The organism is Epilithonimonas bovis DSM 19482, assembly GCF_900108115.1.
In the GTDB taxonomy this organism is placed as follows: Bacteria; Bacteroidota; Bacteroidia; order Flavobacteriales; family Weeksellaceae; genus Epilithonimonas; species Epilithonimonas bovis.
The window spans coordinates 1-12,961 of the sequence record NZ_FTPU01000057.1; the positions used below are offsets into that span (position 1 = coordinate 1).

The 12,961-nt window shown below is 39.0% G+C and carries 14 protein-coding genes and 2 pseudogenes; 14 read left to right on the forward strand and 2 right to left on the reverse strand.

The window, feature by feature from the left end; translation table 11 throughout:
• A pseudogene (locus B0B05_RS17345) lies at window positions 1-125 on the reverse strand (IS982 family transposase); the annotation flags it as partial.
• Between the two features lie 254 nt (window positions 126-379).
• Between B0B05_RS17345 and B0B05_RS15305 the strand changes: the two are divergent.
• From B0B05_RS15305 to B0B05_RS15365, 13 genes are all read left to right on the forward strand, one after another.
• Window positions 380-1,132: a Rossmann-like and DUF2520 domain-containing protein gene (locus B0B05_RS15305; RefSeq protein ID WP_076784453.1), complete on the forward strand. Its 753-nt coding sequence runs from the start codon at window positions 380-382 to the stop codon at window positions 1,130-1,132.
• A 54-nt stretch (window positions 1,133-1,186) separates the two neighbouring features.
• Complete coding sequence (locus B0B05_RS15310; protein WP_076784454.1) at window positions 1,187-2,107, forward strand: GLPGLI family protein; 921 nt, start codon at window positions 1,187-1,189, stop codon at window positions 2,105-2,107.
• A 106-nt stretch (window positions 2,108-2,213) separates the two neighbouring features.
• The gene (locus B0B05_RS15315; RefSeq protein WP_084174004.1) at window positions 2,214-2,468 is read left to right on the forward strand and encodes a FeoA family protein; all 255 of its coding nucleotides are present in this window, start codon (window positions 2,214-2,216) and stop codon (window positions 2,466-2,468) included.
• 51 nt (window positions 2,469-2,519) lie between these two features.
• Window positions 2,520-4,541 (forward strand): ferrous iron transport protein B, encoded by a 2,022-nt coding sequence (feoB, locus tag B0B05_RS15320; RefSeq protein ID WP_076784455.1) that lies wholly within the window; start codon window positions 2,520-2,522, stop codon window positions 4,539-4,541.
• Between the two features lie 21 nt (window positions 4,542-4,562).
• On the forward strand, window positions 4,563-4,706 hold the full coding sequence (locus B0B05_RS16480) for a FeoB-associated Cys-rich membrane protein (RefSeq protein WP_143746051.1): 144 nt from the start codon (window positions 4,563-4,565) through the stop codon (window positions 4,704-4,706).
• An 84-nt stretch (window positions 4,707-4,790) separates the two neighbouring features.
• On the forward strand, window positions 4,791-6,173 hold the full coding sequence (glmM, locus tag B0B05_RS15330; protein ID WP_076784456.1) for a phosphoglucosamine mutase: 1,383 nt from the start codon (window positions 4,791-4,793) through the stop codon (window positions 6,171-6,173).
• A gap of 33 nt (window positions 6,174-6,206) precedes the next feature.
• Window positions 6,207-6,401 carry a DUF2683 family protein gene (locus B0B05_RS15335; protein ID WP_076784457.1) on the forward strand — a complete coding sequence of 65 codons (195 nt, stop codon included), beginning with the start codon at window positions 6,207-6,209 and terminating at the stop codon, window positions 6,399-6,401.
• On the forward strand, window positions 6,392-6,649 hold the full coding sequence (locus tag B0B05_RS15340; protein WP_076784458.1) for a Txe/YoeB family addiction module toxin: 258 nt from the start codon (window positions 6,392-6,394) through the stop codon (window positions 6,647-6,649). The genes B0B05_RS15335 and B0B05_RS15340 overlap by 10 nt, the downstream gene beginning before the upstream one ends.
• Before the next feature lie 288 nt (window positions 6,650-6,937).
• On the forward strand, window positions 6,938-10,438 hold the full coding sequence (gene ileS / locus B0B05_RS15345) for an isoleucine--tRNA ligase (RefSeq protein WP_076784459.1): 3,501 nt from the start codon (window positions 6,938-6,940) through the stop codon (window positions 10,436-10,438).
• A 239-nt stretch (window positions 10,439-10,677) separates the two neighbouring features.
• Window positions 10,678-11,058, forward strand: coding sequence for a TraR/DksA family transcriptional regulator (locus B0B05_RS15350; RefSeq protein WP_076784460.1), 381 nt, complete (start codon window positions 10,678-10,680; stop codon window positions 11,056-11,058).
• A gap of 105 nt (window positions 11,059-11,163) precedes the next feature.
• The gene (locus B0B05_RS15355) at window positions 11,164-11,406 is read left to right on the forward strand and encodes a DUF6576 domain-containing protein (protein ID WP_076784461.1); all 243 of its coding nucleotides are present in this window, start codon (window positions 11,164-11,166) and stop codon (window positions 11,404-11,406) included.
• Window positions 11,407-11,454: 48 nt separating this feature from the next.
• Window positions 11,455-11,646 carry a DUF2683 family protein gene (locus B0B05_RS15360; protein ID WP_076784462.1) on the forward strand — a complete coding sequence of 64 codons (192 nt, stop codon included), beginning with the start codon at window positions 11,455-11,457 and terminating at the stop codon, window positions 11,644-11,646.
• The gene (locus B0B05_RS15365; protein ID WP_076784463.1) at window positions 11,646-12,290 is read left to right on the forward strand and encodes a lipoprotein signal peptidase; all 645 of its coding nucleotides are present in this window, start codon (window positions 11,646-11,648) and stop codon (window positions 12,288-12,290) included. The genes B0B05_RS15360 and B0B05_RS15365 overlap by 1 nt, the downstream gene beginning before the upstream one ends.
• Window positions 12,291-12,338: 48 nt before the next feature.
• On the opposite strand, the gene B0B05_RS15370 is transcribed toward B0B05_RS15365, so the two are convergent.
• Window positions 12,339-12,605, reverse strand: a complete 267-nt coding sequence (locus B0B05_RS15370; RefSeq protein WP_143746052.1) for a hypothetical protein — start codon at window positions 12,603-12,605, stop codon at window positions 12,339-12,341.
• Between the two features lie 128 nt (window positions 12,606-12,733).
• Here B0B05_RS15370 and B0B05_RS15375 point away from each other — a divergent pair.
• Window positions 12,734-12,961: pseudogene (locus B0B05_RS15375) on the forward strand (IS5/IS1182 family transposase); the annotation flags it as partial.

A 12,961-nucleotide genomic window follows, 5' to 3' on the forward strand; every position in this document is an offset into this window, starting at 1 on the left:
TTGAGTGCCACAAGTTCCAAATCAGACATTTTTGGAAGCCTAATTTGCTTACTTGTAGTAATATATTTACAGGTGTTTGTCAATTCTTTTAAAATAATTTTGTAGTTTTGAATAAGATTGTTCATGTATTTAATGACTTGGTAATCAATTAAATATACGATTTTTTAATCAAATGGACAATCTTTTTTCTTTTTTAATTCCTAAATGCACAACAGGTAAAACAATATATTGTAAACCCCGATTCTTTATATTGATTTTACAAAAATTTTAGTCAAAAACATATCTTTGTGGTATCAAATCGCCTTGATTGGGGAACGCAAACATCAATAAAGATGAAGGCGATTGCATGTAACCTTTGGAAAAAAATTAATCTCTTCATATGAAAACAGTTATTATCGGCTCCGGCAACGTTGCTTATCATCTTGCAAAAGCCTTTAAGCAAAGCCAGTTAGGTGTTTCACAACTTTTTGCCCGTAATGCAAAGGAACTTTCCAAGATTTCTGTTGAGCTTGGAATTCCCTACTCAACAGATTTTTTGGAAGATGCAGATCTTTACCTGATTGCTGTTTCGGATTCAGCAGTGGCAGATGTATCATCATTAATAAAAAAAGAAAATGCCCTGGTGGCACATACTTCTGGCTCGCTCCCGATAGAAGTTTTAAACGGGCGTTACAGGAAAGCCAGCTTCTATCCCTTGCAGACTTTCTCGAAAACTAAGGAACTCGATTATTCTAAAATTCCGTTTTTTATAGAAGCCGAAAACCAAATTGATGAAAAATATTTATCAGAATTAGCATCAATCATTTCGGAAAATGTAGAAACATCTGATTACGAAAAGAGAAAATATATCCACCTTACAGCAGTTTTCGCCTGCAATTTTACCAACCACTTATTTGCCAAAGCTAAAGAAATAGCGGATGCGCAGGGTTTGCCATTCAGATACTTCATTCCTCTAATTGATGAGACGGTAGAAAAAATCCATTACCTGGAGCCTAAAGCAGCACAAACAGGACCGGCTGTAAGAGGCGATGAAAGAATTCTGAAACTACATGAAGCGTTGATTACCGATGAAGAGCAGTTGAAAATTTATAAACTGATGAATGAATCCATCAAAAAAATGTATCATCTGTAGTGTAACAATTCTACAATTCATCAACTAATTGTATATCAATAAAAAATTAAGGTAATGAAAACGCTCAAAAAATTAATCATCCTACCGGTTCTGCTATTCGCGGTAATGGCATCCGCGCAGGAAACCGCCAATCGTTTTTTCTATGAACTAAGCTTCAAACCAAAAAAAGATTCTGCAAAAATCGATAAAGTAATGACTGCTCTTGATATTGCAAAGGATAAGTCAATTTATCAGGACTTTACAATGGCAGCGCAAGATTCTATCATAAAGACAGCTGTGGAAGAAATGCAAAAAACCAAAGCCTGGAAAGACCTGTCTAAAACGATAAGAATGCCGAAATTTTCTTTCAAAATTTACAAAATTTATCCTGATATGACAGAGCAGTATGTAGACAGGATCAGCCGTAATCTTTTTGCCTACGAAGAAAAAATTAAATTTGACTGGAAAATCCTTTCTGACAAAGAAAAAATCGGAGAATATAATACCCAAAAAGCCACTACGGAATTTGGCGGAAGAACCTGGACGGCTTGGTTTACAACAGACATCCCATTCCAGGACGGGCCTTATAAATTTTACGGTTTACCAGGCCTTATTGTAAAGATCGAGGATCAGGACAAAAACTATTCCTGGCTGTTATCGGGTAATAAAACCATTAAAGACTGGAAGGAATTTTCTTATGCAGAGGAGGCTAACACAAAATATGGCATGAGCAATGAGAAAAAATTGATTGCAAAAGACAAGTTTGAAAAATCCTATATCGCCTTTAAGCAGGATCCAATGGCAGAAGCCCGAACACAGATTCCTCAAAACATGTTATCAATGAAGATGCCTGGCAGCGACCTCACTATTGGAGAAATGCTGAAGAATCAGGAAAAACAACTTAAAGATTTTTTTAAATCTACAGATAATCCAATAGAAAAAGATAAAAAACTAAACGTGGGCAAGGTTGAAAACCTCGGAAAAGTCAAAGAATAACAATTTACAATATCCCGGATTAACAGTCCGGGATTTTTATATGATTAATGTCTTATTTAGATTTGTTTGAAATAAGCTATCTTTGTCATTCTAAAAATACTAAGTTTTGCAAAAAAAGCATATTGATAAACTCTGCTGCTTCCCGAAAAACAAGTCCGGAAAAATCATTGGTTATGATAATGAAAACCTTGTGATGCCCACAAAAATTATAGAAATGGGACTGCTCCCGGAAACCGTTTTCCGCGTGCTTTACCAAGCGCCGTTTGGTGGCCCGCTTTATATAGAATACGGTGCGGAAAAAACCAGAATCGCCCTGAGGGAAGCGGAAGCAAAATTCATCAAGGTAGAACATCAAAAATAAGCCTTCGCAGAACGTGATCTAATAGAGAGCAACCTAAAAAGGTGAGTGACTATGCAGGACAAAAAACAAATCTTATTAGTAGGCAATCCCAATGTTGGGAAATCCACACTTTTCAATATTCTTTGCAACAGAAAGCAAAAAACGGGTAACTACGCCGGCGTAACGGTCGCCAGCCTTTCTGGTAAATACATTTATAAGAATGAAGAAGTGGAAGTTATCGATCTGCCTGGTTCCTACAGCATCTACCCTACTTCTGAAGACGAAGCTATTTTTTCCCGATTCCTGATCCAGGAGAACTACAGCGGCGTGGTCTACATCGCAGATGCCATTAATATGAGAAGGAGCCTTCTGCTTTTTCAGCAGATTCAGGATCTTGGCATTCCCGCGATATTGGTTGTTAACCAGATTGATGAAGCAGAAAAACGCGGCATCAGGATCGATATTTCAAAACTATCCGAGATTCTCAATATTCCTGTTTTGGAAACCAATGCCAAAAATAATGTTGGCATAGACAAGGTAAGAGAAGCTGTATATGACAATCAATTCAGAATTTCTGAAACCAATTCTTTTGAAATCCCCTTGGAGCAGAAATCGTTGGTCTATAAAATAGCAGCCAATACCTCTGAGAAAAATCTTTACAAAATATGGACGCTGTTGGCTGCAGACACCTATCTGGGAAAAATAGAAAATATCCACCAGATCATCAGCCAGGAAGACTCCAAATGCAGCGTCCCAAAACGGCTGCAGATTACCGAAACTGTTAGACGGTATCAAAACATTGATAAAATAACGTCGGCAATTACAGAGAAACAACCTCAACTGAAAGAACTGTTGACCGAAAATTTAGACAAGGTTTTGGTTCACAAATTTTGGGGATATGTTGTATTCTTTCTGATTTTATTACTGATTTTCCAGAGTGTTTTCTTCCTTGCAGAATATCCAATGACCTGGATTGAGGATTTTTTCACCTGGTTATCAGATTTTTCGTCCACGCATCTACCTCAGGGCCCAATCAATTCTTTGGTTTCCAGCGGGATTATCCCGGGAATTGGCGGGATTATGGTTTTTGCACCACAGATCGGGATTTTACTTTATTTCCTTTACCTGCTAGAAGATTCGGGTTATATGGCGAGAGTCGTTTTCCTGATGGACAGGCTTCTGAGGCCTTTTGGGCTCAACGGTAAAAGTATCGTGCCGTTGGTTTCAGGTACAGCCTGTGCTATCCCGGCAATTATGTCTACAAGGAATATCGAAAATGTCAAAGAAAGATTGATTACCATTCTCGTCACACCTTTTATGACTTGTTCGGCAAGGCTGCCTATTTACAGTATAATTATTGGGCTGATAATTCCTGATGAGAGTTTTTACGGGATTAAATACCGTGCTCTGGCTCTGATGGCCATGTATCTTCTGGGATTTGTAATGGCATTAATATCATCATTAATCCTGAAAAACGTTATCAAAACCAAAATGAAAAGCTTTCTGGTAATGGATCTTCCAACCTACAAAATGCCCTTGTTCGGATACGATTTCAAGCTGGTTTTAGGTAAAGTCTGGGATTTCATAACCGGAGCCGGGAAAGTGATATTCACGGTCAGCATTATTCTTTGGGCTTTGAGTTATTTTGGTCCGCCACAACATAAAAATGAAATTTTAGCAACGGATTCTTCTCTCGATCACTCTTATCTGGGAAGGATTGGTAGAACCATGGAACCTGCAATCGCACCATTGGGCTACGACTGGAAAATGGGAATCGGGATCCTGACAAGTTTTGCAGCGAGAGAAGTTTTTGTAGGAACATTATCTACACTTTATAGTCTGGATGATGAAGCCCCCGAAGGAAAACTTATCGAAAAAATGAGATTGGATGTAAAACCGAATGGTGACAAAGTATTCAGCTTTGCAACCGGAGTTTCGATTTTGATTTTCTATGCGTTTGCGATGCAATGTATCTCTACAATTGCCGTTGTTTACAAAGAAACCAGAAGCCTGAAATGGACATTGCTGCAAACCGTCTCGATGACGTTTTTGGCATACTTTTCGGCATTGATTGCTTACCAGCTTTTAAAATAATCTAGATTAATTTTTTCTAAAATGGACAATTCTTTAATCATACAATACGTTATTGTCGGGTTTCTTGTCTTGGCTGCATTGTATGCCATTGGGAGAAAACTTTCAAAAACATTTTCCAAAAAAAACAAAGGGAAAAACTGTGGCCCGGATTGTGGCTGTTCTTAAAATTACAAGTGTTCATTTCGGACACTTTTATTTTTTTATTAAAACTGAGATTATCGTACTTTTGCTCAACCTTAAAATTAAAAAATGTCATTAATAAAATCCATCTCCGGGATACGCGGCACTATTGGCGGAAAAGTCAACGAAAACCTTACACCGCTGGATGTTGTGAAATTCACCTCAGCATTCGGAACCTGGCTTCAGAACAATAAAAATAAAAAGGATTTAACCTTAGTTATCGGAAGAGATGCAAGAATCTCGGGCCCAATGGTTTCATCATTAGTAACAGCGACTTTACAAGGCCTTGGCATCAACGTTGTGGATCTGGGGCTTTCTACAACACCAACAGTTGAAATAATGGTTCCTGAATTGAAAGCTGACGGCGGAATTATCTTAACAGCTTCTCACAACCCGAAACAATGGAATGCGCTGAAACTACTGAATGACAAAGGCGAATTCATCAGCGGAGACAACGGCACAGAAGTTTTAGCCCTAGCAGAATCAGAAGATTTCAATTATGCTGATGTTGATGATCTGGGGAAATACGAAACCAGAGATGATGCTTTCGATATTCACATTAAGCAAATTTTGGATTTGCCGGCAGTGGACGCAGAAGCCATAAAAGCTAAGAAATTCAAGGTCGTTGTAGATGCTGTTAACTCAACAGGCGGGATTGCGATCCCAATGCTGTTGGAGAAGCTAGGTGTGGAAGTTATCAAATTATATTGTGAACCAAACGGGCAATTCCCTCACAATCCGGAACCTCTGAAGGAACATTTGGGAGACATCTGCCAATTGGTCAAAAAAGAAAAAGCTGATTTGGGAATTGTGGTTGACCCGGATGTTGACAGACTCGCTTTGATCGATGAAAAAGGCGAGATGTTTGGCGAAGAATACACCTTAGTTGCCGTTGCAGATTATCTTTTGAGTCTTAAAAATGGCGTTGCTGTTTCCAACCTCTCATCAAGCCGCGCTTTGAGAGATATCGCAAAAACTCACAATTCCGAATATTTTGCAAGCGCAGTTGGAGAAGTGAATGTCGTAACACTTATGAAAGAAAAAAATGCCGTAATCGGCGGAGAAGGAAACGGCGGGATCATCTATCCGGAACTGCATTATGGCCGAGATTCTTTGGTTGGTGTTGCATTATTCCTCACTTATCTTGCCAAAGGCAACAAGACAGTTTCCGAACTGCGGGCAGGTTATCCGGCTTACTATATGGGTAAAAAGAAAATAGAACTAACACCGGAAATTGATGTTGATGCTTTGCTTGTAAAAGTTCAGAACGAATACAAAAACGAGGATATCTCAACGGTTGACGGCGTGAAAATCGATTTTGAAAACAACTGGGTACATCTCAGAAAATCCAATACAGAACCCATCATCCGGATCTATACAGAAGCTTTTTCTCAGGAGGAAGCAAACCAACTGGGAGACGAAATGATTGCAAAAATCAAAAGCCTGATCTAAAATATTTTTATTAATTTTAGTAAAAATTACGCAATGACAATTACTATAAATCCAAAAAATAAAAAAGAATTGGCTAAAATAAAGACCATTCTAAAAGCAATAGAAGTAGATTTCATTGAGAGTGGAGAGCCATACAACAAAGATTTTATCAAAAAGATTGAAAAATCAAGGAAAGAAATCTCAAATGGTGAGACAAAAAAGATCGCTCTCAAAGATTTATGGAAATAGAATTCACCAAACAGGCCGAGAAGGATTTGGAATTTTGGAAGAAATCGGGAAATAAATTAATCCAGAAGAAAATTTCCGAAATATTAAAAAGCATTCAAGAAAATCCATATGAAGGAATTGGTAAACCAGAAGCTTTAAAATATAGTCTGACAGGTTCTTGGAGTAGAAGAATCAATTTGGAACACAGAATTGTCTATGAAGTTATTGATGATATTATTTTTATAGAGTCACTGAAAGGTCATTATTAGTTTCATCCTCAGATCTATAAAGCCAACCAACTGGGAGACGAAATGATCGCAAAAATCAAAAGCCTGATCTAAAAATCATTTCTTAAGAAGAATAATTAATCCGTAATCTAATGCTGTTTTTTCCGGCATGGATTACGGATTCTCTTTTTGGGTCTTTCTATGTTAATAAGACACTGGCAGGCAGCAGGGTTATAAAACAATATCAGGCGGTAAACTAGCCGTTCTTTCGCTTATTTTCACTAAATTCGCATTCTTAATTGATAAAAAACACTTTTTTATACATTGAAAATGAATAAGTTCGCAGAATATAAAACACTCAATCTTACTCAAACCGCAGATCAGATCGCAGAATTCTGGAAAACCAATGACACCTTCAAAAAATCGGTACAGATCCGCGAAGGGCAGCCAGAATATGTTTTTTACGAAGGTCCGCCGTCCGCCAACGGAATGCCGGGCATCCACCATGTGATGGCCAGATCTATAAAGGATATTTTCTGCCGCTTCCAGACCCAAAACGGCAAACAGGTTTTCCGTAAAGCCGGCTGGGACACGCATGGCCTTCCTGTGGAGCTGGGTGTAGAAAAAGAACTTGGCATTACCAAAGAAGATATCGGCAAAAAAATTACGATAGAAGAATATAACGAAGCTTGCAAAAACGCTGTGATGCGCTATACCGATGTATGGAACAACCTTACCAAAAAAATCGGATATTGGGTAGATTTGGAACATCCTTATATTACCTATCAGCCAAAATATATGGAAACGGTCTGGTGGCTGCTGAAGCAGTTGTACACCAAGGATCTGCTTTACAAAGGCTACACTATCCAGCCATATTCACCAAAGGCCGGTACAGGGCTTTCTTCACATGAGCTTAACCAACCCGGGACTTACCGTGATGTATCGGATACGACTGTAGTGGCTCAGTTTGAGATCGAAAAAGCACCGGAAAACGCCAGCCAAACCTGGAAAGAAATTTCCCAAATCGCATATCCGGATTCAGGAATCAACACAGAAGAAATTGCAGGCGCGTCTTGTGGTGGTGCTTTGCATTGGGCAGAATTTGATGAGGTAAAACCTCAGCCAAAAGTTTACTTTTTGGCATGGACGACTACACCATGGACGCTGCCTTCCAACACGGCCCTAACTGTTGGGAAAGACATTGATTATGTTTTGGTAAAAACCTTTAACCAATATACTTTTGAACCGATATATGTGGTTTTAGGAAAACCTTTGGTAGCAAAACAGTTCGGGAAAAAATTTGTGGAAGGAACTGATGAGGATTTTAAAAATTATACGGCTGAAAGCAAAACCATCCCTTATCAGATTCTCAAAGAATTCAAAGGTGCTGACTTGGTTGGAATTAGATACAAACAACTCGTTCCTTGGTTTTTACCCGCAGAAAACCCGGAAGAAGCCTTCCGTGTGATACCTGGTGATTTTGTAACCACAGAAGACGGAACCGGGATTGTTCACACGGCGCCAACTTTTGGTGCTGATGATGCGCGCGTAGCCAAAGAAGCAGGCGTTCCGCCAATGTTGATAAAAGACGAAAATGACAACCTGGTTCCCTTGGTTGATCTGCAGGGAAAATTTATCCGTGGCGAAAATGTGCCGGACGTTTTCTCTGGCAAATACATCAAAAATGAATATTATGACGATGGAACTGCTCCGGAAAAATCATGGGATGTTCATTTGGCCATTCAGTTAAAAGAAGAGAACAAAGCCTTCAAGGTTGAGAAATACGTCCACAGTTATCCGCATTGCTGGAGAACCGACAAACCAGTTTTATATTATCCGCTAGACTCATGGTTTGTAAAAATGACGGCTGTAAAAGACCGTTTGGTAGAACTTAATAAAAGTATCAACTGGAAACCAAAAGCTACCGGCGAAGGCCGTTTTGCCAACTGGCTGGAAAACGTAAACGACTGGAATCTTTCCCGATCCCGATATTGGGGAATCCCTTTACCAATATGGCGAACCGAAGACCTTAAAGAAGAAAAAATCATCGGTTCTGTTGAAGAATTATATAATGAGATAGAGAAATCAATCGCAGCCGGTCTTATGAAAGAAAATCCTTTCAAAGGATTTGTACCCGGCAATATGGCTGAAGACAATTATTCGCTGATTGACCTTCATAAAAATGTAGTGGATAAAATCATTCTGGTTTCGGATTCAGGGAAAGAAATGAAGCGCGAGAGCGACCTTATAGATGTTTGGTTTGATTCGGGATCGATGCCGTACGCGCAGTTGCATTATCCTTTTGAAAATAAAGAACTGATTGATGACAGAAAAGCTTTCCCGGCAGATTTTATTGCAGAAGGTGTAGACCAGACCCGTGGTTGGTTTTATACATTGCACGCCATCGGAACAGCAGTTTTTGACTCTGTAGCCTACAAAAATGTGGTATCTAACGGTTTGGTACTGGATAAAAACGGACAAAAAATGTCCAAACGCCTCGGTAATGCTGTAGATCCGTTTGAGACTCTGGCTGTTTATGGCCCGGACGCTACCCGCTGGTATATGATTTCCAACGCTAATCCCTGGGAAAATCTGAAATTTGACATCGAAGGGATAGATGAAGTCCGCCGAAAATTCTTCGGAACACTTTATAACACTTATTCTTTCTTTGCATTGTACGCCAATGTGGATGGTTTCAAGTACCTCGAAAGTAATGTGGAACACAGGCCCGAAATAGACCGTTGGATTTTGTCTGAACTGAATCTTTTGATTAAAGAAGTAAAATCGTTCTACGAAGATTACGAACCTACGAAAGCCGCCAGAGCGATTAATACCTTTGTGAATGATAACCTGTCCAACTGGTATGTAAGGCTTTGCAGAAGACGCTTCTGGAAAGGCGATTACAGCGAAGACAAAATATCTGCTTATCAGACTTTGTACACTTGCCTGGAAACGGTTGCCAAGCTTTCTGCACCGATTGCGCCTTTCTTTATGGATCAGCTGTTTCAGGATCTGAATGCCGTCACAGGGAAAGAACTGGTCAACTCTGTCCACTTAACTGATTTTCCGGTGGCTGATGAAAGTAAAATAGACAAAGATCTGGTAGAGAAAACACATCTGGCTCAGCAAATCACGTCTATGGTTTTTTCATTAAGGAAAAAAGAAAACATAAAAGTCCGCCAGCCATTGCAAAAAGTGATGATCCCTGTCCTGGATAAAAAAACGGAACAGCAGATCCTGGCTGTTGCAAACCTGATTAAACAGGAAGTGAATGTTAAGGAATTGCAATTGATCAATGCGGAAGAAGCATCACATCTTATTGTGAAACAAATCAAACCTAATTTCAAAGCATTAGGCGCACGCCTTGGGAAAGATATGAAAACCGTGGCCGCCGAGATTTCAAACTTCAGTACAGAGCAGATTGCAGCGCTGGAAAAAGTGGGGAATGCAACAGTTGGCGGATACGAGATTACGACAGATGATGTAGAAATTTCTACCAAAGATATCCCCGGATGGACTGTTGCCAGCGAAGGAAAAATAACTGTGGCATTAGATTTGACGCTCACCGAGGAATTAAAAGCGGAAGGCGTTGCCCGGGAATTCATCAACCGTATCCAAAATCTTAGAAAAGACAAAGATTTTGAATTAACGGACAGAATATCAATCCAGCTGGAGGAATCCTGCCCTTTTAAACAGGAATTTATCAACAATGAAGCATATATTTCTGCGGAAGTATTGTCGGATGAAATAGAATTTGTAAATTCACTCTCAAATTTTGATGAAATAGAGATAGATGAAGAAAAATTCAGAGTGAAAGTTGAGAAAAATTAAGTATGATTTCTTTTCTGTTAAGAATTTGTGAATAGAATATTTTAGCTGAATTATTTCAAATTTTATCTTTATTCTTGTTGATTGAAAAAATGCGTGAGCGATGGAAGCGGATATCCTTTTTGTTTTTTAGCAAAAAACAAAAAGATAGCAGCGGACGTAGCGACCCTGGCGGCTGGACAGCAAGGCGAGGGACACGCCCAAAATTAAAATAAAAGTTGAACCATAATAATACGCTGAAAATGGCAGATGAAAAACTAAGATATACCGACGCAGAATTACAGGAATTTAAAAAACTGATTCAGGATAAAATATCTAAAGCAGAAAATGATCTTGGCCTGATAAAAGAAAGTTTTATCAACAACCAGAATAATGGTACGGATGATACCTCACCTACCTTCAAGGCTTTTGAGGAAGGCGCAGAAACGCTAAGCAAAGAGCAAAATGCCATATTGGCATCCAGACAGGAAAAGTTTGTGAGAGACCTAAAGCATGCGCTGATCCGCATCGAGAACAAGACGTACGGCGTCTGCAGGGTAACCGGGAAATTGATCCCAAAAGAAAGGTTGCAGGCTGTGCCTCATGCGACGCTAAGCATAGAAGCTAAAAACATGAAACGGTAAACGATTTTTGCCGCATCTCGCAGGTACAAAAACTATAATGTAAAACCCTAATTACAAAGCATGAAGTATCATTCCGTTACTTCTGCTTTGTAATTTTTTTTTAAAATGATAGAAGTTATTATATTAATTCTGTTGGTTATCACTGGTTTTATAGCCATAAAAAACAGGTCGGTAAAACGCATCTTCTTCCCTCAAAAAAAGTATTACTCTATAGATGATGCTTACAATGCCCGGCGCAAAGGCAAGAATGACGAGATTGATCATCTCCTGAGTAAAATGGGAAAAAACGGATTGTCTGACCTTACAGAAAAAGAGCGCAAAAGACTGGACGAATTATCCCGGAAATAAGTAATTTGAATTACATTTGCAAAACTATTTTTGAAAAACATTATCATAATGGAATCCATCATCGTACATACCAAAAACCCTATGGAACTGGCCGCACTGAAAAGTGTGCTGAAAGATATGAATATAGAGTTTGAAAAATTTCATACGCGCAATCATTTCCACAACCAGAAAACTGTGCAGAAAATAAACGACAGGAAAGATAAAAAGTTCCCAAAACCACCTAAATCAAAAGGCTTGTAATGAAGAAGATCATTGCCATTACAGTATTGATCTTACTTTTGGATCAATTTTCAAAAATTTATGTCAAAACGCATTTTTATCTTGGCGAGAGCGTAAATGTTTTTGGCCTCAGCTGGTTTAAGTTAACATTTGTCGAAAATCCAGGCATGGCTTATGGCCTGCACTTTGGCGGACTATGGGGAAAATATACATTAATCATCCTTAGAATTGTTCTGGCTATAGGTATGGTGATGCTTTTCAAAAAGTGGCTGAGAGAAGGGGCCTCCAACTATCTTATCATTCCCATGGCGATGATTTTTGCCGGGGCTATCGGTAATGTATTTGATGGGATCTTCTATGGAGTTATTTTTGACAGCGGCACCTTTTATGATACAGCTTCCGGCAGATGGATAGATTACAGTGGCATATCCAAGCTTACGGCATTTGGCCATGGTTATTCTGACCTGATGAAGGGTTGCGTTGTAGATATGCTGCATTTCCCATTGGTTGATACAACCTGGCCGGATTGGGTTCCTATTTTTGGAGGAAACCGAGTAGAGTTTTTTAAATATATCTTTAACATCGCAGACAGTTCTATCACACTGGGAGCGTTGTTTCTTTATTTCTTCCGAAGAAAAGCATTTCCTAACGGATTGGATTTCTAATGGTAGACCTCATAATTTAAAAGCTGATTTCTTAGGATTTCAGCTTTTTTAATTTTCTTTCGCAACTGACCAATTACCGGTTTGCCCATTTCTTTTCCAGTTGCCCTTCAATTCTTTCATACTGCCATAAAATGTAAACCCGGAGCCATTAACCGTGGTTACAGATTGCAACGCTCCTGCATCCAAAACAGCACCTGACAAAATATCGGAGTTACCATCATAATTGATATTCCCAGAGACATAGCCGCTTTTACTTACTTTTATCGTCATTTGCCCTAGAGAAAAACCGTCAATTTTACCGCTGTAAGTCCCCACAAATGGTGAAGTATAATTAGTCCCTCCTTAAACCACCTATAATTTACTGATTATTAGTATTTTGGGTTTAAAATAGCTTGTTTTTTATTGCAAGAATTTGTATCTTAGAGCTTTAAAACCTTGCAAATATGTTGGGGAAAAATCCAGAAAAGAAGCCAGAATTATTCCGCCCAATGTTGGTGGATTTTATTGACCACGAGCATGAACTTGTTCTACTTTCAGAAAAAATAGATTGGAATTATTTTGAGAAAGAATTTTCGCCCTTGTATTCCAAAGTGGGCAATCCGAGCCATCCGATTCGGTTTATGGTGGGTTGTTTGCTACTGAAACATTTGTATAATTTGGGCGATGAGACG

What these genes read in the sequence shown, in the direction of transcription:
- B0B05_RS15305 (WP_076784453.1), top strand. Translation starts at nt 380, where the DNA reads ATGAAAACAGTTATTATCGGCTCCGGCAACGTTGCTTATCATCTTGCA.
- B0B05_RS15310 (WP_076784454.1), top strand. Translation starts at nt 1,187, where the DNA reads ATGAAAACGCTCAAAAAATTAATCATCCTACCGGTTCTGCTATTCGCG.
- feoB (WP_076784455.1), top strand. Translation starts at nt 2,520, where the DNA reads ATGCAGGACAAAAAACAAATCTTATTAGTAGGCAATCCCAATGTTGGG.
- B0B05_RS16480 (WP_143746051.1), top strand. Translation starts at nt 4,563, where the DNA reads ATGGACAATTCTTTAATCATACAATACGTTATTGTCGGGTTTCTTGTC.
- glmM (WP_076784456.1), top strand. Translation starts at nt 4,791, where the DNA reads ATGTCATTAATAAAATCCATCTCCGGGATACGCGGCACTATTGGCGGA.
- B0B05_RS15335 (WP_076784457.1), top strand. Translation starts at nt 6,207, where the DNA reads ATGACAATTACTATAAATCCAAAAAATAAAAAAGAATTGGCTAAAATA.
- B0B05_RS15340 (WP_076784458.1), top strand. Translation starts at nt 6,392, where the DNA reads ATGGAAATAGAATTCACCAAACAGGCCGAGAAGGATTTGGAATTTTGG.
- ileS (WP_076784459.1), top strand. Translation starts at nt 6,938, where the DNA reads ATGAATAAGTTCGCAGAATATAAAACACTCAATCTTACTCAAACCGCA.
- B0B05_RS15350 (WP_076784460.1), top strand. Translation starts at nt 10,678, where the DNA reads ATGGCAGATGAAAAACTAAGATATACCGACGCAGAATTACAGGAATTT.
- B0B05_RS15355 (WP_076784461.1), top strand. Translation starts at nt 11,164, where the DNA reads ATGATAGAAGTTATTATATTAATTCTGTTGGTTATCACTGGTTTTATA.
- B0B05_RS15360 (WP_076784462.1), top strand. Translation starts at nt 11,455, where the DNA reads ATGGAATCCATCATCGTACATACCAAAAACCCTATGGAACTGGCCGCA.
- B0B05_RS15365 (WP_076784463.1), top strand. Translation starts at nt 11,646, where the DNA reads ATGAAGAAGATCATTGCCATTACAGTATTGATCTTACTTTTGGATCAA.